At 60.0% G+C, this 24061-nt stretch carries 26 protein-coding genes and 1 pseudogene; 2 read left to right on the forward strand and 25 right to left on the reverse strand.

Features of this window, described 5'->3' with window-relative positions:
* Positions 1-341 precede the first annotated feature (341 nt).
* A complete protein-coding gene (locus ACV8MC_RS01025; protein WP_457264185.1) occupies positions 342-1457 on the forward strand; it encodes an LOG family protein in 1116 nt (371 codons plus the stop codon).
* 59 nt (positions 1458-1516) lie between these two features.
* Here the strand turns inward: ACV8MC_RS01025 and recX are convergent, their stop codons facing one another.
* The 25 genes and pseudogenes from recX to ACV8MC_RS01150 form a co-directional block, all read right to left on the reverse strand.
* A complete protein-coding gene (gene recX / locus ACV8MC_RS01030; protein ID WP_041478085.1) occupies positions 1517-1987 on the reverse strand; it encodes a recombination regulator RecX in 471 nt (156 codons plus the stop codon).
* An 8-nt stretch (positions 1988-1995) separates the two neighbouring features.
* Positions 1996-3054 carry a recombinase RecA gene (gene recA, locus ACV8MC_RS01035; protein ID WP_024011876.1) on the reverse strand — a complete coding sequence of 353 codons (1059 nt, stop codon included), beginning with the start codon at positions 3052-3054 and terminating at the stop codon, positions 1996-1998.
* An 83-nt stretch (positions 3055-3137) separates the two neighbouring features.
* Complete coding sequence (locus ACV8MC_RS01040; protein WP_041478216.1) at positions 3138-3638, reverse strand: CinA family protein; 501 nt, start codon at positions 3636-3638, stop codon at positions 3138-3140.
* A gap of 67 nt (positions 3639-3705) precedes the next feature.
* Entirely contained in the window at positions 3706-4224 is a 519-nt protein-coding gene (locus ACV8MC_RS01045; protein WP_457264188.1) for a lysis system i-spanin subunit Rz, read from the reverse strand.
* Positions 4203-4769, reverse strand: a complete 567-nt coding sequence (locus ACV8MC_RS01050) for a glycoside hydrolase family 19 protein (protein WP_310214538.1) — start codon at positions 4767-4769, stop codon at positions 4203-4205. Before ACV8MC_RS01050 ends, ACV8MC_RS01045 begins: the two co-directional genes overlap by 22 nt.
* 36 nt (positions 4770-4805) lie before the next feature.
* Positions 4806-5024, reverse strand: a complete 219-nt coding sequence (locus ACV8MC_RS01055; protein ID WP_095180517.1) for a hypothetical protein — start codon at positions 5022-5024, stop codon at positions 4806-4808.
* A gap of 11 nt (positions 5025-5035) precedes the next feature.
* Entirely contained in the window at positions 5036-6238 is a 1203-nt protein-coding gene (locus tag ACV8MC_RS01060; RefSeq protein ID WP_457264190.1) for a carbohydrate-binding protein CenC, read from the reverse strand.
* 17 nt (positions 6239-6255) lie between these two features.
* Entirely contained in the window at positions 6256-6702 is a 447-nt protein-coding gene (locus ACV8MC_RS01065) for a phage tail assembly chaperone (RefSeq protein WP_095180515.1), read from the reverse strand.
* On the reverse strand, positions 6703-7596 hold the full coding sequence (locus ACV8MC_RS01070; protein ID WP_095180514.1) for a gp53-like domain-containing protein: 894 nt from the start codon (positions 7594-7596) through the stop codon (positions 6703-6705).
* A 124-nt stretch (positions 7597-7720) separates the two neighbouring features.
* The gene (locus ACV8MC_RS01075; protein ID WP_095180513.1) at positions 7721-8236 is read right to left on the reverse strand and encodes a phage tail protein; all 516 of its coding nucleotides are present in this window, start codon (positions 8234-8236) and stop codon (positions 7721-7723) included.
* The gene (locus ACV8MC_RS01080; RefSeq protein WP_406228387.1) at positions 8233-9384 is read right to left on the reverse strand and encodes a phage tail protein; all 1152 of its coding nucleotides are present in this window, start codon (positions 9382-9384) and stop codon (positions 8233-8235) included. Before ACV8MC_RS01080 ends, ACV8MC_RS01075 begins: the two co-directional genes overlap by 4 nt.
* 14 nt (positions 9385-9398) lie before the next feature.
* Entirely contained in the window at positions 9399-9998 is a 600-nt protein-coding gene (locus ACV8MC_RS01085; RefSeq protein ID WP_457264194.1) for a YmfQ family protein, read from the reverse strand.
* On the reverse strand, positions 9986-11032 hold the full coding sequence (locus tag ACV8MC_RS01090) for a baseplate J/gp47 family protein (protein WP_323167455.1): 1047 nt from the start codon (positions 11030-11032) through the stop codon (positions 9986-9988). Before ACV8MC_RS01090 ends, ACV8MC_RS01085 begins: the two co-directional genes overlap by 13 nt.
* Positions 11022-11420 carry a phage GP46 family protein gene (locus ACV8MC_RS01095; protein WP_016771422.1) on the reverse strand — a complete coding sequence of 133 codons (399 nt, stop codon included), beginning with the start codon at positions 11418-11420 and terminating at the stop codon, positions 11022-11024. Before ACV8MC_RS01095 ends, ACV8MC_RS01090 begins: the two co-directional genes overlap by 11 nt.
* Complete coding sequence (locus ACV8MC_RS01100; protein ID WP_056783277.1) at positions 11420-11929, reverse strand: phage baseplate assembly protein V; 510 nt, start codon at positions 11927-11929, stop codon at positions 11420-11422. The genes ACV8MC_RS01095 and ACV8MC_RS01100 overlap by 1 nt, the downstream gene beginning before the upstream one ends.
* A 151-nt stretch (positions 11930-12080) precedes the next feature.
* On the reverse strand, positions 12081-13130 hold the full coding sequence (locus ACV8MC_RS01105) for a phage baseplate assembly protein (RefSeq protein ID WP_457264197.1): 1050 nt from the start codon (positions 13128-13130) through the stop codon (positions 12081-12083).
* A gap of 3 nt (positions 13131-13133) precedes the next feature.
* Positions 13134-14372: a DNA circularization N-terminal domain-containing protein gene (locus ACV8MC_RS01110; protein ID WP_122603271.1), complete on the reverse strand. Its 1239-nt coding sequence runs from the start codon at positions 14370-14372 to the stop codon at positions 13134-13136.
* A pseudogene (locus ACV8MC_RS01115) lies at positions 14359-16258 on the reverse strand (phage tail protein). The gene ACV8MC_RS01110 and the pseudogene ACV8MC_RS01115 overlap by 14 nt, the downstream one beginning before the upstream one ends.
* A 130-nt stretch (positions 16259-16388) precedes the next feature.
* Positions 16389-16685 carry a phage tail assembly protein gene (locus tag ACV8MC_RS01120; RefSeq protein WP_024011858.1) on the reverse strand — a complete coding sequence of 99 codons (297 nt, stop codon included), beginning with the start codon at positions 16683-16685 and terminating at the stop codon, positions 16389-16391.
* Positions 16682-17029 (reverse strand): phage tail tube protein, encoded by a 348-nt coding sequence (locus tag ACV8MC_RS01125; RefSeq protein ID WP_007908779.1) that lies wholly within the window; start codon positions 17027-17029, stop codon positions 16682-16684. Before ACV8MC_RS01125 ends, ACV8MC_RS01120 begins: the two co-directional genes overlap by 4 nt.
* A gap of 67 nt (positions 17030-17096) precedes the next feature.
* Complete coding sequence (locus ACV8MC_RS01130) at positions 17097-18593, reverse strand: phage tail sheath subtilisin-like domain-containing protein (protein ID WP_076566152.1); 1497 nt, start codon at positions 18591-18593, stop codon at positions 17097-17099.
* Positions 18593-18775, reverse strand: a complete 183-nt coding sequence (locus ACV8MC_RS01135; RefSeq protein ID WP_016771429.1) for a DUF2635 domain-containing protein — start codon at positions 18773-18775, stop codon at positions 18593-18595. The genes ACV8MC_RS01130 and ACV8MC_RS01135 overlap by 1 nt, the downstream gene beginning before the upstream one ends.
* The gene (locus tag ACV8MC_RS01140; protein WP_457264200.1) at positions 18772-19356 is read right to left on the reverse strand and encodes a phage tail terminator protein; all 585 of its coding nucleotides are present in this window, start codon (positions 19354-19356) and stop codon (positions 18772-18774) included. Before ACV8MC_RS01140 ends, ACV8MC_RS01135 begins: the two co-directional genes overlap by 4 nt.
* Before the next feature lie 152 nt (positions 19357-19508).
* Complete coding sequence (locus tag ACV8MC_RS01145; protein ID WP_457264202.1) at positions 19509-19847, reverse strand: phage holin family protein; 339 nt, start codon at positions 19845-19847, stop codon at positions 19509-19511.
* Positions 19848-20373: 526 nt separating this feature from the next.
* Positions 20374-21117 (reverse strand): LexA family transcriptional regulator, encoded by a 744-nt coding sequence (locus ACV8MC_RS01150; protein ID WP_457265514.1) that lies wholly within the window; start codon positions 21115-21117, stop codon positions 20374-20376.
* Positions 21118-21319: 202 nt separating this feature from the next.
* On the opposite strand from ACV8MC_RS01150, the gene mutS reads away from it, so the two are divergent.
* Positions 21320-23902, forward strand: coding sequence for a DNA mismatch repair protein MutS (mutS, locus tag ACV8MC_RS01155; RefSeq protein ID WP_056783236.1), 2583 nt, complete (start codon positions 21320-21322; stop codon positions 23900-23902).
* Positions 23903-24061: the final 159 nt, after the last annotated feature.

Raw genomic sequence — 24061 nt, forward strand, 5'->3', positions numbered from 1 at the left:
GCATCCCGCCTCCTTGCCACCCACGAATCCTTGAATTGCTTTGCCTTGCGCAAACGCAAGGTTGTCTTGCGACGTCTGTATTTGAGTAAATCAGAGTGATGGCCCTTTGCGATACGTTCAGACGAGCGGCGGGGCTTTGGCGCAAATCAGTAAGCGGTTGCCAGACAAAACGTTACAGCGCACTGTTCAAGTCAGCGCGAATGCGTGCGAGGGTCTAGATTGAGAGTATTCCCGATCATTCGTTAACGGCAGAAATGGAACTGCCGGCCCTGTGTGTTTTTGCAGTGCGACCCGGACGCTGGTTGTCCGGGCTACCCGCCCTGTACAGAAGGAGACGTTGAATGCCTTATCAACCGAACGACCTCTTGAGCCGTCATTTTCAGGAAAGCGGCGACCTCATCAGCCAGGTCGAAGCCCAACTCAGTCATATTTCCACCAACAGCCCGAACATCCCCATCTACCGTGACATGATCCTGACCGTGCTGCGCATGGCTCAGGAAGACCACAACCGCTGGAACGCCAAGATCACCCTGCAAGCCCTGCGTGAACTGGAGCAAGCATTTCGTGTACTCGAGCAATTCAAGGGGCGGCGCAAAGTTACCGTGTTCGGCTCGGCACGTACGCCAGTGGAGCATCCGCTGTATGCAATGGCCCGCGAACTCGGCGCAGCACTGACACGCGCAGAGATGATGGTCATCACCGGCGCCGGCGGCGGCATCATGGCCGCCGCCCACGAAGGAGCCGGTCGAGATCACAGCTTGGGTTTCAATATCACCCTGCCCTTCGAACAACATGCAAACCCTACTGTCGACGGCACCGACAATCTGTTGCCATTCCACTTTTTCTTCACCCGCAAACTGTTCTTCGTCAAAGAGGCCGATGCGCTGGTGCTGTGCCCGGGCGGGTTTGGCACCCTTGATGAAGCGCTGGAAGTGCTGACGCTGATTCAGACCGGCAAAAGCCCATTGGTGCCGGTGGTGTTGCTGGATGTTCCGGGCGGGACGTTCTGGCAAGGCGCGCTGGACTTCATCCGCAATCAGCTGGAAGAAAACCGCTACATCCTGCCGACCGATATGAAGCTGATGCGACTGGTCTACAGCGTTGAAGAAGCGGTGGAAGAGATCAATCAGTTCTACAGCAACTTCCACTCCAGCCGCTGGCTCAAGCGGCAATTTGTGATTCGCATGAACCACAAGCTCAGCGACCACGCACTGGCGCGGATGCAGGAGGAGTTTGCTGATCTGTGCCTGAGCGACCAGTTCCACCAACATGCCTACAGCGGCGAAGAACACGACGATGCGCAGTTCAGCCATCTGGCACGGCTGGCCTTTGCCTTCAATGGCCGTACCCATGGTCGTCTGAGGGAGTTGGTGGACTTTATCAATCTGCCGGAAAACTGGGCCGATTCAAAACCGCCCACTGCACAACGCTCACGCGAGCCTTTCAACGTAATTTGAAGGCAAAAAAAAGGCCCGCTATTTTCTAAAAAATAGCGGGCCTTTTTTGTTGAATCGGTCTAATCGTCCATCCCTCGACCGCTGAACAAGCGGTTGATCATCTCCATCGAGAACCCCCGATACGCCAGAAACCGGCCTTGCCTGGCCCGTTCTTTCGCATCAATCGGTAAATGTCCGGAGAACTTACGTTGCCACGTATCCTGAAGCTGCGCCTGCCAATTGATACCACTTTCGCGCAGGGCGATTTCGATATCGGTACGTTGCAAACCCCGCTGGCTGAGCTCCTCGCGAATTCGCAGGGGGCCATAGCCAGAACGGGCACGGTAGGAGACAAAACTTTCAAGGTAACGGGCTTCGGAAAGCAGACCCTCTTCCGTCAAACGGTCGAGGGCTGTTTCGATCAGCTCCGCCTCGGCGCCGCGCTGACGCAGCTTACGCGTCAACTCGACTCGACCATGCTCGCGACGTGCGAGCAGGTCCATGGCGGTTCGCCGCACCGCGACGAGGGTATCCAGTACGGCGGTGGTCATCGCTGGTATCAGAGATCAGCGTCGGCCAGGTCGTCTTCGGTCTCTTTGACCGCCGAGGCCTTGGAATCCGCGATCACCGCTGGCGACAGCAGCTTGTCACGCAGCTGCTTCTCGAGCTTCGCGGCGATTTCCGGGTTGTCCGCCAGGAACTTGGCCGAGTTGGCCTTGCCCTGACCGATCTTGGTGCCTTCGTAAGCGTACCAGGCGCCGGACTTCTCGACAAAACCGTGCAGCACACCCAGGTCGATCATCTCGCCGTTGAGGTAGATGCCTTTGCCGTAAAGAATCTGGAACTCGGCCTGACGGAACGGCGAAGCCACCTTGTTCTTCACAACCTTGACGCGGGTTTCGCTGCCGACCACTTCGTCGCCTTCCTTCACCGCACCGGTACGGCGGATGTCGAGACGAACCGAAGCGTAGAACTTCAACGCGTTACCACCGGTGGTGGTTTCCGGGCTGCCGAACATCACGCCGATTTTCATACGGATCTGGTTGATGAAAATGACCAGGCAGTTGGCGTTCTTGATGTTACCGGTGATTTTACGCAGCGCCTGAGACATCAGACGTGCTTGCAGGCCGACGTGCATGTCGCCCATTTCACCTTCGATTTCAGCCTTCGGTACCAGTGCCGCCACGGAGTCGACGATGATCACGTCAACGGCATTGGAGCGCACCAGCATGTCGGTGATTTCGAGGGCCTGTTCGCCGGTGTCCGGCTGGGAAACCAGCAGGTCGTCAACGTTGACGCCCAGCTTGCCGGCGTACTCTGGATCGAGGGCGTGCTCGGCGTCGACGAATGCGCAGGTCGCGCCGGCTTTTTGCGCCTGGGCGATCACGGACAAGGTCAGTGTGGTTTTACCGGAGGATTCAGGACCGTAGATTTCAACAATACGGCCTTTTGGCAGACCGCCGATGCCGAGTGCGATGTCCAGACCCAGAGAGCCAGTAGAGATGGCCGGGATCGCCTGACGGTCCTGATCGCCCATACGCATTACGGCACCCTTGCCGAATTGACGTTCGATCTGACCCAGGGCCGCAGCCAAGGCTTTCTTCTTGTTGTCGTCCATTAAAGTCCTCACGTAATCAATAAGGCCTGACGGCCAACACCTGTATAAGTAGCCAGTATTATTCCACAGCGTTCGAAGATCGCCTACCCCTGATTTTCGATTTCTCGTGCCGCTAGTCGCACAAGCCCCTCTAGCGCGGCCTTCACCGTTTGTCGGCGGACTTCATCACGACCGCCGGGGAAGTGCTGAACTTCAGTGTAAACCTCATCGCCCACACCCCAGGCCAGCCACACTGTGCCCACCGGTTTGTTCGGCGTGCCACCGTCGGGGCCGGCGACACCGCTGACCGCCACGGCAAAATGCGCCAGGCTGTGATGCTGCGCACCACGCACCATGGCCTCGACCACCTCGCGACTGACCGCCCCTACCGTCTCGAACAAATCGCCTGGCACATCCAGCTGCCGGGTTTTCTGCCGATTGGAGTACGTCACATAACCCGCTTCAAACCAGGCCGAACTGCCCGGAATCCGCGTAATCGCTTCGGCGATACCGCCACCGGTACAGGACTCGGCGGTAGTGACATGAGCATTGAGCACTTGCAGACGTCGGCCCAGTTCTGCGGCCAGTTGAGTGGTCTCTTTCACGGCGAGCTCCGAATCGTGTGGAATGCCTTCACCGTACACGAGCCGGCCATGCTTTCAATACACAAGATCATTCAAGATGTTCGGGCGCCAGCGCTCTGACATAGGCCTGACAGGCCTGCAACGCAATCAATCCACGGTCGCCGGTGTCGGTGATGGCGATAATTCGTTGAGCATGCGCCGGGTCAAGTCGGGCGCGTACGGTTGCAGGATCCACGCCGCCGGTGCCGGCGGCGGCTGGCACCGCACAGCCGTGGACAACGTCGCCGGCATCGAGAAGGACTGACAGCCGCACATCGGCAGTAGCAAGGCGATCGCGCAAGCGATCCTGATCACGTTGGGCATCGCTCAGCGCTCGATAATGGGTTTGCTCACTGGCCGCGAGCCGCTGCTCCAGTGCCAGGCGTCTATCCTGCTCGGCCTGTTGCGCGGTGGCGGCGGTCTGCGTCAGTTGATTGAGGGTTTCGGCGTTTAACCGCGCCTGCTCGGCCAATTGCCGCCCGTAGCGCCAGTCCTGAAACTGCCATGCCGCTGCAAACGCCCCGGTCACCAGCAGCAACAGACCCATCACGCGCCAGGAGCCGGACATAGCACCGCCCTCGCCCGTGCCCAGATCTCGAGTCGATCCTGCAAGCCATTCAACCCGCCGTTGATCCGGCGGGTGATGGTGTTGAACTGGTCCGCGTCGGCCAGTTCATTCAAGCCCTTCTGCCCCCAGAACCACGCCGCCGATTCGGCCGCCCATTGCGGTTGCTCGAGCAATTCGGGCAACGACAAAAGACGCTCATCGCCAAACAAGCCGAGACTGCACTGACGATAATTTGCCCGGCCGGTGATCTGAATCAGTCCACGCCCGCGATACTTTTGCCCGTCGCCGTCGGCTTCCGGAGTATTGCCCAGACGCAGCGCCAGCGTGCCGGTGTCGTATTTGCTCAGGTACTGGTTGTTGCCCAGTTCGCGCACGTAACGCAATTGGCCCGACTCGTGACCGACCTGTGCCAGAAAAGCCGCGATACGTTTTGGCGTATCGATGCGCTGCCTGGCCATCGCGGTGTTGAGTGGCGAAACAAAAACGCCCGCTTGGGAGCGGGCGTTGGGCATGATGTCGATAAGGTGTTTTTCAGTTAATTGCATGATGCTTGATCCTCCCTGGATGTTGCCCCGATTGAATCACGGCTGGCGGCTGATGCTTGCCAGCCATTTATTTGCCAGAGTTTTCAGGGTGCCGGTTGCACCAGTTTCAGCGAGTACCCCATCCGCCGGTAGCACCTGCCCGCCCGAGAGCTGCCACTGCTGGAACTCTAGCCAGTCGCGATTGTTGGAGTCCTGTGGAATAAATGCACAGTCAGCCAGGCGCAACACGCCGCAAGCGCTTAGTTGATAAGCCATGAGTGTCGCTCCTAGATTTCAGCGTCCGCTGTCCATTCCAGTTGTAAAGTCTGCCCCGGTGCGCTGCCGACTGGCGTGACAGTGGCAAAAGAAATACTACGATCCGTTACGCCTTGAAGTAGCGTGCCGGTGCAAGCTTTGCTGATCGTTTGATTCCAGACCTGATTACTGCTGTCTGCCGGGCTATAGGCAGTGACAGTCGGTTGAACCCTTTTCTGAACCAGAAAGCCGATCGTCATCCCGTATTGGCCGATATTTCCTGCCGGGACCTGAGTAAACGTCGAGATACACGTATTGGTGCCATTATTGGCTTTGACCGGCAACCCGGAAGCAAATGACTTTTCGTAATAGCGCTGACATAACGCCAGCTCCTGCGCTAAGGGATGAAGCTCAAAGGGAGTGGACACAGGCCCCTCCTCCAATTGGATCTGTGTCAGATCGACCGTTTGCAGAACGTTGAGAGGCAGATCGAACGCCAATGTCAGACAGTCGCCGCTGCCTTGCATTTTCCCCGCAATGGCGGGCACCTGAAACGTTGCGGTGTAGCGCGTCCACACTGTGTTCAGTTGAAACGTATCAATCAGTTTCCCAACGGCTGCCGATCCACCTACTCCGAATTGCTGCGCAATCGTTATTTGCAAAGGCCGCACGGCATCGGATCGAGCCCAAAACGTCAGCGTTGCCGTTTTTCCGGCGAGCGTTCTGACCGACTCTATATTCTGGGAGATTTTGTGAACGGTAGCTCCCGCCCCTGCGGACGTTTGCTGCCAGCGCAGGAAACAGGCCGGTTCATCAGAGACCTCGCCTTGCCCGAGCGCAAAATTTTGCCGCGTGATGCTCACTCCGGCGTTTCCGTTCCAGTCACAACGGAAACGATCAGCCACGTACCCGCCGACATTTGGCGCCTGATTGCTCGCACCACGCTGCCAGATTCTGAAATCGCCATTGATCAACAGATTCTTGCGATAGACCTGCACCGGAAACGCTTGCAGCGGATCAGGTCTGGACAACTCTCGAATGGCTTGAGCCAATTGATGGGTCTGATTTTCATCAGGTGTCAGGCCAGCAGCCGTGATTGCATTGAGTATTTCCTCGGTAACACTGTTCCCCCAACTCGCCGGGATCAGTGACCCCGGCGTCCCTGCAATCGGGTCTTCGTCGACAAACCTGCCGTTTTCCAGACCTGAGCCCGGAATGCTTTTCGGATAATCCATATCACGTCCCTAATGATTTAAAGCGCAGCAGGCAGCCAGCTCGGTGCCACCGGCCTATGCGCGCTGGACGGGAAGAATGAGCCTTGCGGCCACTCGCGCAACGCCCGTCGATAAGTTTGCAGTTCGGCATATTGTTCAGTGGTCAATGTTGTGCCGCCGCCGTCCTCCAGTTCATCACGGTCGCGTGCGACCAGGCCGTCAGTGGCGGCAAGCTGGGCGTTGCGCCAGGTGCGCTCGAAGCCTGCGGCCGCCTCTGCCGAAGGAGGCGGTGGATCGACCAGGACCGGATAACCGCTTTCAGCATGCACGCCAATAACTTTCGCGGTGACCGACAGTTGCTGCAGCAGCGAGATCCAATAGGCTTGGGGAATTTCGATGACATCGTCAGGAATGTCCGACGAATTGATACCCGGTACATACACGCCTCGCGTACCGGCGCTGAAAAGCACGTTGGTAGTATTCATTCAATAACCCTTGGCAAAATAAAACACGGTCCAGCCAGCGCCAGGCTGGTTGACCGCGTTGCGCACTTTCAAGCGAACGCCTTGCTTGGTGGCGGTGCCTCCGACAACAATCACGATGGCCGCTTCGCCACCGGCATGGTTGGCGACACATGAGAAAAAACCATTCGGGAAGGAAACCGGGAAATTGACCCACATTTCACCGTTGGCATCCGTAATGCCGGTCCCCCATTGATCTATGTTTCCACTGGCGTGCTTCTGATACCCGGGGTTAGCCGTCAACCCTGAAAACAGTGCGGCATATTTGAGACTCGCGGTGCCGTGGACTGCCCAGACTCCGTTTTCCCTGACGACGGTGGCGCTCTCACCACTGTTCATGACAATCGAGGTCAGTTCAGCTCCTTGCGGGCTTATTTTCGCAATGCCTGTACAGGCAATAGTGACCGGGGCGTTGCTACGGCAATGCAGCGTGAACGTTGCGCCATTGGGAACTGACTTGATGTCTGGCAAAGACACGGTATAGGCCGAGTTTCCGCCCAGGCCGATCGCCCATCCCACATCCGCAAGAGAAAGTTGCGCCGTGGCTGCGATGTCACGAGACCCTGCGTGATTGCCCAGTGCACGCTGCACGAACTCGGCCGTAGCCACTGAACGGCTGAAATCGAATTGCGCCGGGGTTTTGAAGAGCTGCGAGCTACGTAGCGCGTCGAGCATTTGTGTATTTGAAGTCTCGGTCGGTGTCATTCCAGCAGCCCGCACAACGCCGAGAATTTCCTGCGTCACGCCGTTGCCCCATCTCGCGGGAATCAACGAGCCGGGTGTGCCCGCGAGCGCGTCCTCATCAACAAACATGCCATTGACCAAGCCTGCGCTTGGCACACTGATTGGATAATCCATTGTCTTTTTCCTTAACGATGACTTCGATCCTTGCGGTCGCGCGGGGCGCCACAGGCCAAATGATGTACAAACTAAACAAGCCCATATCGCGTGGCGTCGGTGACGTAGAAGTGGACCTTGTTGCCTAGCTGGATATACCGTTGATCAGGGCACGAATCCCGATCAACGCATCGTCTGCGGCGCCACGCGCCAAATCGACCTTGCCCTTGCCCGCCTGTGCGCGAATCTGCGCCTTGGCCTTCAGGCGCAAAGTGCGCAGAGTGAGCAAATGGTCAGTCAACTGCTCCGCCTTACTCAGAATCTGCTCGGCGGCCTGTTTGGCGCTGCGGCCTTTGACAACCCACGCGGCGACCGACAGCGGCACTTCTTTTTTTGGGTAACCGGCGTCCTGATAAGCCTGCGCGTCGGCGGCGGCCTGGGCGTATTCCATGGCTTTGAGCGGGTCGCCGGCCAGCACCGAGCGGACGTTATCAGCAGCGGCGTCGATCATGCCGCAGAGGCGTTCGGCTTCCAGCAGTTCCAGTTCGGCGACCCTGCCCGTATTGAGCTGCCATGCTTCAGCGACCCACTCATGGGCAGGAGAAGGCTGTGCAGCACGCAAACCGTCCTCGAACTGATGCATTTCTTGAATGATGATCATCGGATCAACTCCCAGGAAAGATTGATATTCACCGCTGCTGTAAAGTTGATCGCAATACCGTTGGAGTAGTCGCTTGGAAGGATATTTTTAATACCCATGCTCAACAGCAATTCGTCACTTGTTCCGTTATCAGCACCGAAGGCGTGTTCGGCTTGATAGGTCTGCCACAGGGAACGCAACATGCTGTGGTCGAAGCTGGCGGTCAATGTCGAAACGGTTGTGTCATTCACCTCGTTGTTGGTAATAACCCGCACCGTCTCACCCGCATTGGCCCAGCCGTCCCAGTTGCTCGACGTGGCAACCTTCGGGTTGAGAAAACAGTAGTTGGCGCCCAGCCATCCGGGTGTAGCAAAATTCACAGCTGTGACTTGCGTCGGATGCGGCGTCGCGTTGCCCACCACCAGACGAGCGGCACGAGCATGCGGGTCAAGTGGCAGGTACACCACACCATTACCGCTGATTGTTTGCGTCCACGACAAGCGACTGCGGTTATAAATCGGCCGGACAATTGGTACCGAGCCGGGACCAGCCGTCACCACCCATGCCAGACAAAGATCCAGCGTCGTCGATTGGAAACCGCCTCCCGCCGCTCCATTGTTCGTGCCCTTCAAACCCTCCGGTGTAGCGTCATAAATCGTGCCGCGCTGCATGTAGAAGGTCAGCAGGCCCGCAACCACTTGCGCACGCAGAAAGTAACCAGAGTTGGGCAAAAGATCGGCACTGCTCCACGCTTGTGTCGTAAATGTGCGCGGACGACCCAACTGACCTGCCAGCACCTCTTGGCCCAGGCTGATCAGTACGCCGGGCAGAATAGATAACCGACCGCCACTGGTAGCAAACGCGGTCGGTGTGATTGGCAATCGCCCGTCCGCCGTAGCGACGGTGGCGGTTGGCAAGGCGCCAATCGGCAACGCCGAATCCAAATTCCAGCCCTTGGCCGAAACGCTCTGAATCGCCTGCAACAACTGATCGTATTTCTTCTCGTCAGGCGTCAGGTCCGCCGCCTTGATCACGTTGAGAATTTCCTGCGTAACTCCGTTACCCCAGTCCGCCGGGATCAACGATCCCGGCGTCCCCGTCATGGGGTTCTCATCCACAAATTTGCCATTCACCAGCCCGGCGCTGGGCACGCTATTCGGATAGTCCATCTGCTCATCCCTCCCTAGTCATAATTGATGTGCACCTTGGTATGCGCCGGCGCGCTGCGGTGGATCAGGCATTCCAGCGCCGAGCCCGGGTTGACGCCGAAGCGCTCGCCCCAGTAGCTCGCGCCGTAACGGCGGCCGAGCAGCAGGCGGCCGCCGGTGTTGAGCGTCCACATGAACTGCGCTTCCCAAGTGCCCCAATGCGCCGAACCAAACCGGGCGCGGCCCATGCGTGGGGCTTCGTGTTCGGTGATGCTGGCGTTGGGGTAACCCTGGCTTTTGGCGATGTCGAGGTAGTAGCCGACAGCCTGGCTGCCGACCGCGAGCAAGCGGCGGCGTACGGCGAGGCGGCGGTCGTCGAACAGTGGCGTGGCGCCCAGGCACGGGTCGGGCAGGTTCATCACCCGCTCCCAGTCCGGCACCAGTTCGCTGACGCCGGCCGGGTCCATTTCGTTGAGCAGATCGGCGGCGCGCGCATCCAGACGGGCCAGTTCGACGGCGACGCCTTGCAGCACTTCCTCAAGCTCGGGCACCCGCTCCGGATCCCATGCCGGGCCACTGGGCAGCAAGGCGCGCAACTGCGCCTGGTATTGCGCGTCGGTTCTTATGCCCCCCATACGCAGCCTCCGAAGGTGAGCAGTTCGCTCTGCCCGGCCGGCACGTCAGCGGCCGGAGCAGTGAGCGTGTGATCGTATTCGCCGCCGGCGCTGCTGATCGCTTCGCGGATATGGCTGATCAGCAGCGGCACACCGAGATCGGCCTCGCGGTTGTGCAGATCGCGCAACTGCGCTTCAACGGCGGCGCGCACGGCGGTGGTGTCCGGATTGACGCTCTTGAAGCGATACACCACCGGCACCTGAACCGGTCGCTGCACGTGCACTTCCGCGGTCACCGGACGCAGCGGTTCGATGTACTCCTGAACCTCCGCCAACTGCTCATCGTTCGGCACCGGTTGCGGGTCTTCATCACGCATGATGAACACCGTCACCGTGCCCGGCCCGAGCAGGCCGCCCCGGCACCACGCCCGCGTCACGCCCGGCACTTCCAGCGCCCAGGTTTCGTAGTCGCTGGCCGCGCCACCATGGGGAATCACGCGGTAGGAACGGATGACCCGCGAGCGCAGCGATTCGAGGCTTTCCCGCGCCACACCGCCGCTGAGGCCCGGCGCCAGCACCACGAAGCTGTTGCCGACAATCCCGGCAATCGGTTGCACCGGGGTCAGCGTCAAACCCGCATCAGCGTTGCCCAGACTGCCGGCCTCCAGCGCCGCAATCGTGGTGCTGTTGCTGCCATTGACCGTGGTGCGCGCGGTCGTGACTTTGTAGGTGCGGCCATCGTTCGCTTGCAGCAGAGTGTCGACGTCGAGCACCGCACCGGGAGTGGCGGTAAAACTGACGCTGCCGGTAGCCACCTGCGCGGCTTTGCGCGGCTGATTCAGGCGCAGCGCGGCGATGCGTTCCAGGGTTGACTCATCGGCTTTGTCGGGCAGGATCTGCTCGGCAATCCAGTCGAGATAACCGTACAAGCCATAAGCGGCGCCGCCGAGGGTGCGGGCGAGCACTTGCGCATCGGACTGGCGCAGCGAATCGCCGGCCAGGTCGCTTTGGGTGCGCTTGATCAGCACCGGCAGCGAAGGGGTTTCAAACGGCATAGATCACCTGCCAACTGTTATCGGGGTTGATGTCCAGACGTTCGCCGTCGGCCAGCGTGAGGACCGTGCGCAGGTTGAGGCGCTGGGCGTCGAGGCGTTCGCTGATGATGTCGATGGCGCTGCAGTGGCCGTCGTCGAGCAGCCATTGCAGGGCTTCGCGGGCATAAAATTCGGCGTCCATTTGCGTCTGCCGGGTCAGCTTGACCCGGCGCAGCAGCCACAGCCGCGAGCCGATGCGATCGTCGGCAACCGTGGGAAAACTGTCGCCCCACCAGCCGAAGCGTTCTTCATCATCGAGGGCGTCGTCATCAGCGGCGCGACGCCAGGTGAACAGACTGATGAGCACGGCGCGGGTCAGCGCGGCGTGGAGGTTCTGGCTGATGAACATCACTGGCCTCCTGCCGGCGCGCCGGTCTGACCGTTACCGGCCTGCACGCCAACATGCACGTGTTTGATCTGGCTGATGCCGCCAGCCAGTTGATCACCGGTGGAAACGATCTTGCCGGTCTGGTTTATCACCGGCGTGTCGAAGTTCACCGCGCTGCTGGCGCGGATGTTCAGCGTGGCGGTTTCGATGTCGATGATCCGCCCGCGCTTGAAATGAATTTTGTCGCCCTCGTCGGTGTAGATCGCCACTTCACCGGCAGCGAGCGCTTGCAGGCGATAGCGACGGTCGGCGATGACCAGGGCGATGGCGTGGGAACGGTCGCCGCCGATGAAGGTGACGACCCCTTCAGCGCCAGCCAACGGATGGCTGGTGAAACCGTAGGGTTCGAAGTGTTCGAGGTCGTCGTTGACTTCACCGGCGGTGAGGCGCATTTGCAGCGATTGCAGCTTGGTTGCCGAATTGGCGAGCACGACAGTGCCGCGCGCCAGCAGGCGTGTCAGTAGGCTCATGGGTTTCCTTAGACTTTGTCGACACAAACCCTGTGGGAGCGGGCTTGCCCGCGATGGCGGTGTGTCAGGGAAAAAATGTATTTGTTGTCACGACCGCTATCGCGGGCAAGCCCGCTCCCACAGGGGCCATTGTCGCCAGCAGGATCCTGCGTCAGGCCTGGGATTGCTTCGGGGGCGTCGGATCAGGATCAAAGGTATGCGGCGGCGCCACTTGCAAGGTGGTCACCGAACCCTGCGCCGACAACGAATAAGTGACCTTGGAAATCAGCATGTCGCCATCGAAATCCAGCACCGGGTCCTTGACCTTGACCAGCGTGTTATGGCGCCACAAATCGCCATTGCTCTGCCGCCAGCCCTGCACCTGATAGGTGGTGGTCTGCGCACGGCCCATGCGAGTCGCGCTTTCCCATTGGGCACGCTGCTGCGCCAACTCAAAGGTCAGTTGCGTGCCTTCATTGATCACCGTGGTGCGCCGCCGTTTGAAACTCAGATCGGCCGCGGTCGACTCGACTTCGCTGACCGCCGCGCCGCTTTTCGCATCCGAGCCTTTTTGCTGACCGATCACCCGGTACTCGGAGAACACCTGGCTGAAATCCATCGGCGCACTGGCCGACAGGACGTTCTTGCCCAGCTCCAGCGCATCGCTGGCGCGGCCGCCGCTGCCGGGTTTGGCCAGCACCAACTGGCCCAGCTCGTTGTCGGTGGAAAACACCCGCAGCAGCGAGAGCAATCGGTCGATCGACTGGAATGCCGTTTCACCCGGCACGATGGTGTGTTTGGTCAGGCGTGTGGTGTCGCTGATTTCATTGACGACCCACAGTCCATATTCGCTCGCCAGATCGCGGACGATAGTCAGCAAGGGTTGTTGCTGCCATTGGCTGGGCAGGTTACGGGCGGCGCAATCGACCAGATCCTGGGTTTTCGAACTGCCTTCGATGGTCAGGCTGATCTGCCGCCCGTCATAGCGGATCGGTGCCTTGAACACGTAACCGGTGAGCACCAGATCCTTGCCGATTTTCACCTCGCAGGGGTCGCCGGGTTTAATCGGTTTGCTCACCGCCTGCCCCGGCCATTGCCAGGTAATGTCGAGCTTGAAGGTGCGGAACTGACGCTCGAGATCGGCGGTGATTTCGACGCTTTTCCAGCCGCCGTATTCCATGCCGTTAACCGTCAGTGTGACGTGGTTATCCAACTCGTCCATGGTTCACTCCCTGGAGACTTTCACATCGCTTTGCGGGAGGTACAACGGATTGGTCACGCCGTTGCGCTGCACGACTTCGGTGACTCGCGTGGCGTCGCCAAACTGTTTGTACGCTATGACCAGTGCCGGAAGGCTTTCCTGAAAGGTTTTGCTGACCAGTCGCACGCCCGAGGACGCCACGGCTTTGAGGTGCGCAACCAAGGCATCCTGCACGTCACTGATGGCTTGATAGTGCTCAGGATCGGCCTTGTTTTTCGCCCCTTGCAGCGCCTCGACCAAATCCTTTTGCAGCGCCTGCAAATCATCCGTGGCCGGGACTTCCGGGCGGGTGACTTGCTGATGAGCCTGCTGAGCAACGGTGGGCGTCGACGGCAGTTGCAGCGCTCGGGTGGCCACTGGCATCGACGCGACCCACTGCGCCACTTTGACGATCAGCGTGTCCTGCACCAGATCGGCCATCGCTTGCGCTGCGGCATTGGTGTCCTTGCCGGTGGTGATCTTCGGCGCATCGGCCTTGCGAATCGCTTCGAGTTGCTGCGACACGTCGGCAATCACGCCACGGTAGCCTTCCTTGGCGAACGCTTTCAGTTCCTGGATATCGCCGAGCAAACCCTTGAATTCTGCCGCCACTTCCTTGGGCAGCTCCTTCACGGCCTTGACCAGTTCAGTGATCTGGCGGTACTGCTCGATCAAAGGTTTCAATTGCTCCTTGATCACTTCATAGACGCCGGTAAGGCTGTTGCGCAGGTTGGTGATGCCGATCCGCGCGGCCTTGATCAGCGTCATCGCTTGTTCGAAACGCGCCACCGCCGAACCCAGCAGCCCGTCGGCCTTGGCCAGCAGCACTTTCTGCGTGCTGACCGTAGCGGTCGGAAACGGCAGGGGTTGGTCGGGATAGAACTTCAATGCAAACGTCACCAGCCCACCGTCCTGGCGGGTGTGGGTCATGTCGCATTCGCCGACCTTGACTTGCAGGCGTCCAAGCCACGGATGCACCAGCTCGCCACGGCCCTGCTCCAGCGCCTTGAGCAGCTTGTCGCGTTGTTCCAGGCAATCAGGGCCGATGATGAACGCCGTCAGATCGTGGGTCTTGGCCTGCTGGCCGAGGTCCTCGAAAAACGGCAGATCGCGCTGCGGGTATTCATGCAACTGCCCTTTGCGACCGACCGGGGTTTTCGCCTGGTCGATCCAGAAACCGACACCGCGAAAGGATGCCGGCAATAAACGGTCACGCCAGTTCATTGGGAACCTCCCATCGACAGCGAGCGATAGCCGATGCGTGAAGACACGGCCAGGCCAGGTTGATTGGTTTGCGGTTGTTCGGTGCGCAGGCCGGCCGGCGCATTTTCGAAGCGCACGGTCAGACCGCCTTCGAGTTGCGTACGGTTGTTGGCGGCGCTTTGCTGGATCAGCGCGCTGGAGGTTTGTGGCAACGAACCGCTTTGCAGGGCGCCGTTGCCAGCAGGCGCCGGACTGGCAGCGAAGAACGCCGGTGCCAGTTCGCCTTTGCCTTCGGCATTGGTCTGGCGTTGTGCTTCAGTGAGAGTTTCAACTTTGCCGGTGACTTTGGCGATCAGTCCGGCGAAGCCACCGTCGAACAACTCCTTGATCGGCGCAATGACGGTTTGCAGCTTTTGCCACAACTCGCCGAACCACTCGGTGATCGGCCCCCAACTCTCGATGATCTGATCCAGCGGTTTCCATTCGAACAGGCTGTGCAGAAAGTCCACGACCGGCGCGGACAGCGCCAACACAACGCCCCAGAGCGCCGAAAAGACCTCACCGATCGGCTGCCAATACTGGGCAATCTGCTCCAGCGGTGACCACTCGAACAGGCTGGTGAAAAAGCCTCTGACTCGCTGCACAGACGTTTGCAGCGCCATCCAGATCGGTTCGAAGAACCCGACAACTCCACCCCAGGCGCTGGTGAGCATTTCCATCGGGAAAAAATCGAACAGTGCCCGCAAAGTATCCCGGGTGCTTTGCACAGCCGATTGCAGCGTCGTCAATATCGGCTGGAAATACGCAATAACGCCTCCCCAGGCGCTGGTGATCATCTGCATTGGCGAGAAGTCGAACAGCGACACGAGGAATTCTTTAGCCGGTAGCGCGACTTCTAGCAGGCCGCTGAACATCGGTTCGAAGAACCTCACGACACCACCCCACGCATCGGTAAGCATCTGCATCGGCGAGAAATCGAACAGGTTTCTGAGAAATGCCATCACCGGCACACTCAAGGCCTTGAGCAATTCCCAGATCGCCGAGAACAGGCCGGTCAGCGGCCCCCAGTTTTCAATGATCATCCCCGCAGGCGACCACGAGAAAACCGACTTGAAGAAGTCGATCACTGGCGCCGTCACGGCCATCACCTTGTCCCAGACTCCGGAGAAAAATGCCGTGACCGGTTCCCACAGCGCAGCCAGTGCCGCCAGCGGTCGCCAGTCGAGTACCGAGCGCAACGTCGCCATCGCACTCGCCCCGATGTTTTTCACGCCCTCCCACATCCCTTTGAAGAACGCGCTGATCGGCGTCCAGTTGGCCACGATCAAACCGGCCGCCACGGCAATGCCCATGGCGATCAGCATGATCGGGTTGGTCTTGAGCACCATGCTCATGACGTCCATCACCTGCGTCATACCGGTGACCGCGGTTTGCATAGCGGAGAAGGCAATTGCCCCCGCCGCCAGGCCTTCAACCAGTTTCGGGTTGTCGGCGAGCAGGCTGCCGACCTGCGTCAGCATCGGTTCCAGCCCGACCACCAAGGCCCCCACCGCCGGCACCAGCGCGGCGTCCACCGCCGCCGAAACCTTCTGCATCGACGCACTGAACACGTTCATGTTCTGCGTCGCTGCTGTCGGCGCGGCGGGCAGATCGACGGTTTTCGCCGTGTCGCTGACTTCGCTCAATTTGCCCTGGAACGCTGCGGCCGATTTGATGCCGTCTACAAACGGCGTGATCACGCTGCCGCCGTTGAACAGACCACTGATGTCCAGTTTGCCGAGGCCGGTCTGCTCGAGATTGTTTTTAAAACTCTCAACCTTCATGCGCAGGGCGCCCAGTTTGGGCGAGAGTTCATCGATGCCAGTGATCAGCACCGGTTTCGGGGTTTTCTTCTCTTCGTCTGCCATCACTGCACCTGCTGCATCGCATTGATCCGTTGCGCGTGCTCCAGCGATTCGCGGAGCACATCCAGTGGCCTGGCCATCATCTGTTCGGGGTCAACCTTCCAGAACCAGGCCAGGTCATAGGCGACGGCGATCAGGTCGGTGATGGCGCCGACGCCGCACTCATGAAAAAACTCGCAACGGCCCAGCTCAGCGCATTGAGGTCAGCCAGATCGAGCTGGTTGACCGACGACGGCGGAATGCCCGCGCACACGGCGATGTATTTGGCCGCCACGTCCATGTCGAGGCTGACTTCTTCGCTCTTGTCGATCTTGTACGGCAGCGCCTTGATCGCTCGCACTTCCTGCACCGTCGGACGACGCAGAACGAGTTCGGTCAGTGGCTCGCCGTGGGCTTCGATTGCTACTTGAAGCTTCACGGCGGCGCTCATTGCCAGGTCCCCTTGATGCCTTCGAATTTCAGTTCGATGGTGGCGTCGTCGCCCTTGGAAACTGGCTCCTCGACCAGATAGGCGCCGGCCAGCACGTAGACTTTGCCGTTGCTGAATTCGCAGGTGACGGTGATATCAGTGCCTTCGATCAGCTTCTTCAGCGGGAAGTCGGCGGTGTGCAGCGCGGTCACTTTGAACGACGGTGCGATGTCGGTTTCCTTGTAGAAACCGGGCACGACGGTTTCACGTTTGACGGCCATCAGCGGGGCTTCGCAGCCGCCATTGATGGTCAGTTGTGCGCCGTCGACCTTGACGTAGCAGGTGCCTGCAATCAGTTGACCCATGGTGTTTCTCCCTTCAAATAAAAAGCCCACGCGAGGTGGGCTGAATGCTTAGCGCCGACTGCGCGGATCAGGCCGCGTCGTCGTACTGCAGACGGAACTGGTTGAGCAGTGCGAACACGCGCAGGCCGTTGATGTAATCCGGCGGGAACAGCACGTTCACGCGGCTCGGGTCCTGCACGTCGCGTTCGACGATCAGGTGCTCGGCGAACAGCTCGGCGTTTTCCACGTGGCCTTCGAGTTCGAGCTTGGCGTACTGCGCGATCAGCTCGCCGCGAATGGTCGCAGGCGTGACGATCGGCTGACCGGCGCCGAAACGGGTACCGTCGGAGGCCAGTTTGTGGCGTCCGTATTTGCTGGTGATCACGCTTTGCAGACGACGCACGATGAACGCCGACTGGTGCATGGTTTCGCTGTCCAGATAGGAGTTGTCGGCCTGGCCGTAGGCGTTCTTCTGGTAGGTGGTGATCGAGCGCTGGATGCGCACGTAACCGCCTTCGTAGTACGCAGTAGCGATGCCGTAGTTGAGCAGCGACTGACGCTCGGTCAGGGTGAAGCGCTCGCTGGCCGGCGCCGGGTCAACACCCGGCAGGCTGCCGCTTTGCGTCGGACGGCTGGCATCGGCGGAGATGAACACCGCCGTGCGCGCAGCCAGTGCCGCCGCTTGTACCCAGAACGGTTGCGGTACGCCCGGCTCCAGCGCCTGGATGGTCATGTGCTGATCGTTGCGCGCCTGGCCGGCAGCGACCAGCGTACCGACCGTGCCGCGTTTGGCGCTGTAGACGTGACCAAACAATTGCTTGGCCCACGACCAGCGCCCGGTGCTGTCATCCATCACCGCTTGCCAGGTGTTGAGGGTGGCCAAGTCGGACCACGGCAAGGCGATGAATTCGAATGGCTCATCGCCTAGAGCCGCGACGGCGGCGATCTGATCCGGCACACCGGCGCCGCCGGTCATGGCGGTGATTGCGCTGGTCAGACCGGCCGGAGTTTCTTCGCCGTTGCTCTTGCCCAGGCGATTGAATTGCAGGCTGATGTCGTTGCCGCTGTCGCCGGTCCATTTGGCGGTCAGGGTGACCACGCCTTCGGCAGTGGCTGCGCTGACTGGCAGGTCGGCAGTGGCGTTGATTTTCTGCGCCAGTGCAGTGGCCGCTTGAGCGGCGGTGGCGCCATTGACCACGGTGGCCTGCACGCGCACGCCGCCGACGTACAGATTGAGCATGCCCGCTTGAGTTGCGGTGCCGGTCAGGGTCAACACACCTTTGGCGATAGCGCCTTCAGTGTTGTGCAGCGGCAGGCACCAGATCTCGCCGATCGGGTCGGCCTTGCGGAAAGTCTCGTACATCGAGGCGAGCATCGAGCCCTGGCCGCCGATGCTTTTCGCCAGCGCCACGCTGGAAACCAGCACCAGTTTGCCGACCTCAGTCGGGGCAACATTGTCGTTGACCTGGGCGACGATCAAACGACGCATGGCCGAAGTCGCGCTGTTGGCGGCCGAGTTGTCCATTTCGGCATAGAACAGCGGCACACGAATGTCCGCCGGGATGTTGCTGAATCCGATCGCCATTATTTGGCTCCCTGTGGTTTAGCCGCTTTTGCGGTTTTGAGTGTGATATCGCCGTCAGCCAGACGCCGGCGCCACCAGGCGCTATCCAGCACGTCACGGCCTGCAGCCGGCAACAGGTCGCCCGCCTCCGGGTCAGGTACGACACGGCCAGCGGCCGGCACTACGGTGATGCGGTTGCTCATGGGGTTACGTCTCCAGAGAAAGTCATTTCCACCCGGCCATCCGGACCCGGGCGTTGCAGGTTGGGGTCGGCCGGATCGATCGCATCGACCCGCACCGTCATCCCGGTAAAGGACGACAAAGCGTCCAGTTCGCGCTCGTGCCAACTCTCCGCAGGCTGACTTGGCAGATTGCGGCCGAGCTGGAACTCGGCATAAAAACGCAGCCGATAGAAGGCGCGGCTGCTGTTGATCGAGACCATCTCGCCGCCGTCGTAGACGATGGCGCTGTAGTCGGAATCGGGTTTGAACCCCACCAGCGCGCGCCACAGTTCGGCGCGCAGGTCGTGCAACCCATCCAGCGCTTTTGTCGCGTCGGTAGCGTCAAGCACCAGAACGATTTCGAAGCCGTCGCGGATTGGTTGGGTGGTGAGGTTTTGGGTGGTGCCAGGACTGGCCAGATCGGCCAGCAGCAGAACGTGCGCCGAGGGTGTCGGTAGATCGGGGTTGCCTTGCAGCAACGCCAGATCGACACCCACCGAAATGTGATTGGCAAGCCCAGGGCATTGCCCACGCAGTTGCGTGAGGATCGGGGTGATCTTCATGGGGGTGTTCCGAAGTAAGAGAAATTACAGTGAACGCCGCAGTCCCTGTGGGAGCGAGCCTGCTCGCGAAAGCGGTCGATCAGTCACATCGATGCTGAAGCTGACGTCCCTTTCGCGAGCAGGCTCGCTCGCATAGGGCTATGCGTAAAGAGTTAAGGCTGGTCGTGCGGCGGCACTTCGCAGACGCCGATACGCTTGGCCGCCCAGCGTTCGTAAAGGCCTATGGCGACATCAGCGCCGGCCATCGCCGTCAGGCAGCCAAACGCGCCAGCGGCCCAGATCGACATGCCGGCGGCATACAGCAGCATGATCGCTGACACGCCGCAGATCATGCAGGCGCCGGAACGCAGAGCCAGACGCCGCACAAGTGACCAGCCGCGGGCGCCCTCCTTGTCGGCGCGCCACATTTCGCCGGACACCCCGCCGACGACAGCGAGGAGGATGACCAGCCAGATCGGCATGTCCGCCAACGCTTGTTGCTCGTTTGTCATGTCACGCCTCCGTGGGTGATTGATGAGTGATGGGTTGGATTCAAACGGTTTCTCTTGAGGCAGGCATTCCAAAAAGCCCGGCGCTTGTACACCGGGCTTTTCAGTAATGCGCTCCTTCGCCTTCCTTCCAATCCTGTGTTCGAGAAGGAAGCTGACTTTTCGGCGCTACTGGCGCGGTACGAGTCCATTCAGATTGTTTTTCCGACCGCGGTCCCTGCCCGCCGGATAACTGCTTCTGGTGCTTTACGCTGCACACCTGGGTCAGTTGCCAACCCTCTGAACCGTTGAGGCCGGTTCATCGCTGCCTGTTCTTGCGGAACTAAAGAGCTTGTCTTGCCAGCCGCTTTGTCGAGCGGCTTGGTGGCAAGAATATGCACGGATGCATATACAGTCAATGCGTAAATGCATTTATTTATGCATTAAATTTGCGCATATGCATGAAATCCAAGCGGGCCAAGGGGTGGGGAGATTTCTGCAGGCGAAAAAAAACCTGCCGGGGGGCAGGTTTCAGTTGAATCGAAAGGGGCTAGCGGGCGTACATGCCCCACCAGAAGACGTGACCAAGGATAACGATCTGCTCTTCCTGGATTTCCTGGAAGCTGTAGTCCTCATCTGGATGCTCGTCTCGATTGAAGCTGCGCAGACGGATGCCGGTGGGCAGGCGATAGAGTTGCTTCACGCGCAATTGGCCGTTGTGATTGATCGCATACAGATCGCCATCAATGATGTCGCCGATGCCGCACTTGCCGGCGTTGACGCCGACGGTGGCGCCATCACGCAGAACCGGCAACATGCTGTTGCCGCGCACCGTCACGCATTTGGCCTGGTCGAACTGCACACCGTTGTGGCGCAGGCTGCGTTTGCCGAAGCGCAGGCTGGAGCGCTCGCTCTCTTCGATGACGAATCTTCCTGATCCAGCAGCCAATTCAACCTCACGTAGAAAGGGCACCGACACCTCGTCGTCATCGACAGGGGTGTCGTCGTCCCACAGGCTTATATCCTTGAGTTCCGCATGCACGTCAGCGCGCGTGCCGGCCGCCGTTGTTGCGACATCCGCGCGCCCGCGCAACTGATCGGTGCTGACGTTGAAATATTCAGCGATCTTCGAGATGTGTTTATCCGAAGGATCGACAATCTTCCCGCTGAGAATCCGCGAGAGCGTTGATTGAGGCACGCCGGTGCGACGGTGGAGCTCCGTGGGGGAGATCCCGTGCTGGTCGAGCAGTGCTCTTAAGACGGAGGAAACGTTGCGTTTTTGCATAACGCGCATAGTGCTTGAAGTTTTTCTTGAAGACAAATGCTGATTTGCATAAATCGTGCATAGATCAACTTTTCCCTGCCAATAAATGCTCACCCGACCGCAGCGCCTGCGTCGGGCAGACTGGCCATGGTAACCTTGCGCCCATCGCGGAAAAGCCCGGCCACTGCCCGCGCTTTGCCCTACATCTTTTAACGAGTTGCCCGACAATCCGATGAATAAAGCCGTCTCCGACCTGTCCTCCCACACTCCGATGATGCAGCAATACTGGCGCCTGAAGAATCAGCACCCGGACCAGCTGATGTTCTATCGCATGGGCGATTTCTACGAAATCTTCTACGAAGATGCGAAGAAAGCCGCCAAATTGCTGGACATCACCCTGACCGCGCGCGGGCAGTCGGCGGGCCAGGCGATTCCGATGTGTGGGATTCCCTACCATGCGGCGGAAGGTTACCTGGCGAAACTGGTCAAGCTCGGCGAATCGGTAGTGATTTGCGAGCAGGTCGGCGACCCGGCCACCAGCAAAGGCCCGGTGGAGCGCCAGGTCGTACGGATCATCACGCCGGGGACGGTCAGTGACGAGGCGCTGCTGGATGAACGCCGCGATAACCTGATCGCAGCGGTGTTGGGCGACGAGCGACTATTCGGTCTGGCGGTGCTGGACATCACCAGCGGCAACTTCACCGTGCTCGAGATCAAAGGCTGGGAAAACCTGCTCGCCGAACTGGAGCGGGTCAACCCGGTGGAATTGCTGATTCCGGATGACTGGCCGAAAGACCTGCCGGCGGAAAAACGCCGTGGCGTACGCCGTCGCGCGCCGTGGGATTTCGAGCGCGATTCGGCGCTGAAAAGTCTCTGCCAGCAGTTTTCCACCCAAGACCTGAAAGGCTTCGGCTGCGAGAACCTGACCCTGGCCATTGGCGCTGCCGGTTGCCTGTTGGCCTACGCCAAGGAAACCCAGCGCACTGCCCTGCCCCATTTGCGTAGCCTGCGTCACGAACGTCTCGATGACACCGTGGTGCTCGACGGCGCCAGCCGGCGCAATCTGGAACTCGACACCAATCTGGCCGGTGGCCGCGACAACACGCTGCAATCGGTGGTCGATCGCTGCCAGACCGCCATGGGCAGCCGTTTACTGACCCGCTGGCTGAACCGGCCGTTGCGCGACCTCACCGTGCTGCTGGCACGCCAGACTTCGATCCGCTGCCTGCTCGACGGCTATCGCTTCGAAAAGCTGCAACCGCAGCTCAAGGAAATCGGCGACATCGAGCGGATTCTGGCGCGTATCGGTCTGCGCAATGCACGACCACGTGACCTTGCGCGTCTGCGTGACGCTCTCGGTGCACTGCCCGAACTGCAAGTGGCGATGACCGATCTGGAAGCGCCGCACCTGCAGCATCTGGCGGCCACCACCAGCACCTATCCGGAACTGGCCGCATTGCTGGAAAAAGCCATCATCGACAATCCGCCAGCGGTGATCCGTGACGGCGGCGTGCTGAAAACCGGTTACGACAGCGAACTCGACGAACTGCAATCACTGAGCGAAAACGCCGGCCAGTTCCTCATCGATCTCGAAGCCCGGGAGAAAGCCCGTACTGGTCTGGCCAACCTCAAAGTCGGCTACAACCGTATCCACGGCTACTTCATCGAATTGCCGAGCAAGCAGGCTGAATCGGCGCCGGCCGACTATATCCGCCGGCAGACGCTCAAAGGCGCCGAGCGCTTCATCACGCCCGAGCTGAAAGAATTCGAAGACAAGGCACTGTCGGCCAAGAGTCGCGCGCTGGCCCGGGAAAAAATGCTTTACGAAGCGCTGCTCGAAGACTTGATCAGCCAGCTGCCACCGCTGCAGGACACCGCCGGCGCATTGGCCGAGCTGGATGTGCTGAGCAACCTTGCCGAGCGTGCGCTGAATCTTGACCTCAACTGCCCGCGTTTCGTCAGCGAGCCGTGCATGCGCATCACCCAGGGTCGTCACCCTGTGGTCGAGCAAGTGCTGACCACGCCGTTCGTGGCCAACGATCTGAGCCTGGACGACAATACGCGCATGCTGGTCATCACCGGTCCGAACATGGGCGGTAAATCCACTTACATGCGGCAAACCGCGTTGATCGTGTTGCTAGCGCATATTGGCAGTTTCGTGCCGGCCGCCAGTTGCGAGTTGTCGCTGGTCGACCGCATCTTCACCCGTATCGGCTCAAGCGATGATCTGGCCGGCGGTCGCTCGACCTTCATGGTCGAGATGAGCGAAACCGCCAACATCCTGCATAACGCCACCGAGCGCAGTCTGGTGCTGATGGACGAAGTCGGGCGCGGTACCAGCACCTTTGACGGTCTGTCGCTGGCATGGGCGGCGGCCGAGCGCTTGGCCCATCTGCGTGCCTATACGCTGTTCGCTACGCACTACTTCGAACTGACCGTGTTGCCGGAAGCCGAGCCGTTGGTGGCCAACGTCCACCTCAACGCGACCGAGCACAACGAACGGATCGTGTTCCTGCACCACGTTCTGCCCGGGCCTGCCAGCCAGAGCTATGGCTTGGCGGTGGCACAACTGGCCGGCGTGCCGAGCGAGGTGATTCTGCGAGCGCGCGAGCATCTGAGTCGCCTGGAAGACACTGCCCTGCCCCACGAGGCGCCGAAACCGGCGGCCAAGGGCAAGCCGTCGACACCGCAGCAAAGCGACATGTTCGCCTCACTGCCACATCCGGTGCTCGACGAATTGGCGAAAGTGGATCTGGACGACATGACGCCACGCCGTGCGCTGGAAATGCTCTATGCACTGAAGAACCGGATATAAGCACTGAAGAAGCGGATATAACGCAATTCGCTTCAAGCTGTTAGAATCTCGCGCGGTTCGGGATGCTGCTGGCTCATAGCCTGGTCAGCAGGTATCGCTCCCGAACCTGGCGACCCCAACCGTGAAGGGGCAACGCTGCCGCCGCCTGAGGAGAAAATT

It is taken from the genome of Pseudomonas sp. PK-RTE-24 (genome assembly GCF_054052265.1).

What these genes read in the sequence shown, in the direction of transcription:
- recX (WP_041478085.1), bottom strand. Translation starts at nt 1,987, where the DNA reads ATGACCACCGCCGTACTGGATACCCTCGTCGCGGTGCGGCGAACCGCC.
- ACV8MC_RS01055 (WP_095180517.1), bottom strand. Translation starts at nt 5,024, where the DNA reads ATGGCTTATCAACTAAGCGCTTGCGGCGTGTTGCGCCTGGCTGACTGT.
- ACV8MC_RS01070 (WP_095180514.1), bottom strand. Translation starts at nt 7,596, where the DNA reads ATGGATTATCCAATCAGTGTGCCAAGCGCAGGCTTGGTCAATGGCATG.
- ACV8MC_RS01095 (WP_016771422.1), bottom strand. Translation starts at nt 11,420, where the DNA reads ATGTTCATCAGCCAGAACCTCCACGCCGCGCTGACCCGCGCCGTGCTC.
- ACV8MC_RS01135 (WP_016771429.1), bottom strand. Translation starts at nt 18,775, where the DNA reads ATGAGCAACCGCATCACCGTAGTGCCGGCCGCTGGCCGTGTCGTACCT.
- ACV8MC_RS01085 (WP_457264194.1), bottom strand. Translation starts at nt 9,998, where the DNA reads ATGGGGGGCATAAGAACCGACGCGCAATACCAGGCGCAGTTGCGCGCC.
- ACV8MC_RS01100 (WP_056783277.1), bottom strand. Translation starts at nt 11,929, where the DNA reads ATGAGCCTACTGACACGCCTGCTGGCGCGCGGCACTGTCGTGCTCGCC.
- ACV8MC_RS01145 (WP_457264202.1), bottom strand. Translation starts at nt 19,847, where the DNA reads ATGACAAACGAGCAACAAGCGTTGGCGGACATGCCGATCTGGCTGGTC.
- ACV8MC_RS01150 (WP_457265514.1), bottom strand. Translation starts at nt 21,117, where the DNA reads ATGCGCGTTATGCAAAAACGCAACGTTTCCTCCGTCTTAAGAGCACTG.
- ACV8MC_RS01060 (WP_457264190.1), bottom strand. Translation starts at nt 6,238, where the DNA reads ATGGATTATCCGAAAAGCATTCCGGGCTCAGGTCTGGAAAACGGCAGG.
- ACV8MC_RS01065 (WP_095180515.1), bottom strand. Translation starts at nt 6,702, where the DNA reads ATGAATACTACCAACGTGCTTTTCAGCGCCGGTACGCGAGGCGTGTAT.
- ACV8MC_RS01110 (WP_122603271.1), bottom strand. Translation starts at nt 14,372, where the DNA reads ATGAACTGGCGTGACCGTTTATTGCCGGCATCCTTTCGCGGTGTCGGT.
- recA (WP_024011876.1), bottom strand. Translation starts at nt 3,054, where the DNA reads ATGGACGACAACAAGAAGAAAGCCTTGGCTGCGGCCCTGGGTCAGATC.
- ACV8MC_RS01140 (WP_457264200.1), bottom strand. Translation starts at nt 19,356, where the DNA reads ATGAAGATCACCCCGATCCTCACGCAACTGCGTGGGCAATGCCCTGGG.
- ACV8MC_RS01125 (WP_007908779.1), bottom strand. Translation starts at nt 17,029, where the DNA reads ATGGGTCAACTGATTGCAGGCACCTGCTACGTCAAGGTCGACGGCGCA.
- ACV8MC_RS01025 (WP_457264185.1), top strand. Translation starts at nt 342, where the DNA reads ATGCCTTATCAACCGAACGACCTCTTGAGCCGTCATTTTCAGGAAAGC.
- ACV8MC_RS01105 (WP_457264197.1), bottom strand. Translation starts at nt 13,130, where the DNA reads ATGGACGAGTTGGATAACCACGTCACACTGACGGTTAACGGCATGGAA.
- mutS (WP_056783236.1), top strand. Translation starts at nt 21,320, where the DNA reads ATGAATAAAGCCGTCTCCGACCTGTCCTCCCACACTCCGATGATGCAG.
- ACV8MC_RS01045 (WP_457264188.1), bottom strand. Translation starts at nt 4,224, where the DNA reads ATGTCCGGCTCCTGGCGCGTGATGGGTCTGTTGCTGCTGGTGACCGGG.
- ACV8MC_RS01130 (WP_076566152.1), bottom strand. Translation starts at nt 18,593, where the DNA reads ATGGCGATCGGATTCAGCAACATCCCGGCGGACATTCGTGTGCCGCTG.
- ACV8MC_RS01120 (WP_024011858.1), bottom strand. Translation starts at nt 16,685, where the DNA reads ATGAGCGCCGCCGTGAAGCTTCAAGTAGCAATCGAAGCCCACGGCGAG.
- ACV8MC_RS01080 (WP_406228387.1), bottom strand. Translation starts at nt 9,384, where the DNA reads ATGGACTATCCGAATAGCGTGCCCAGCGCCGGGCTGGTGAATGGCAAA.
- ACV8MC_RS01090 (WP_323167455.1), bottom strand. Translation starts at nt 11,032, where the DNA reads ATGCCGTTTGAAACCCCTTCGCTGCCGGTGCTGATCAAGCGCACCCAA.
- ACV8MC_RS01075 (WP_095180513.1), bottom strand. Translation starts at nt 8,236, where the DNA reads ATGATCATCATTCAAGAAATGCATCAGTTCGAGGACGGTTTGCGTGCT.
- ACV8MC_RS01050 (WP_310214538.1), bottom strand. Translation starts at nt 4,769, where the DNA reads ATGCAATTAACTGAAAAACACCTTATCGACATCATGCCCAACGCCCGC.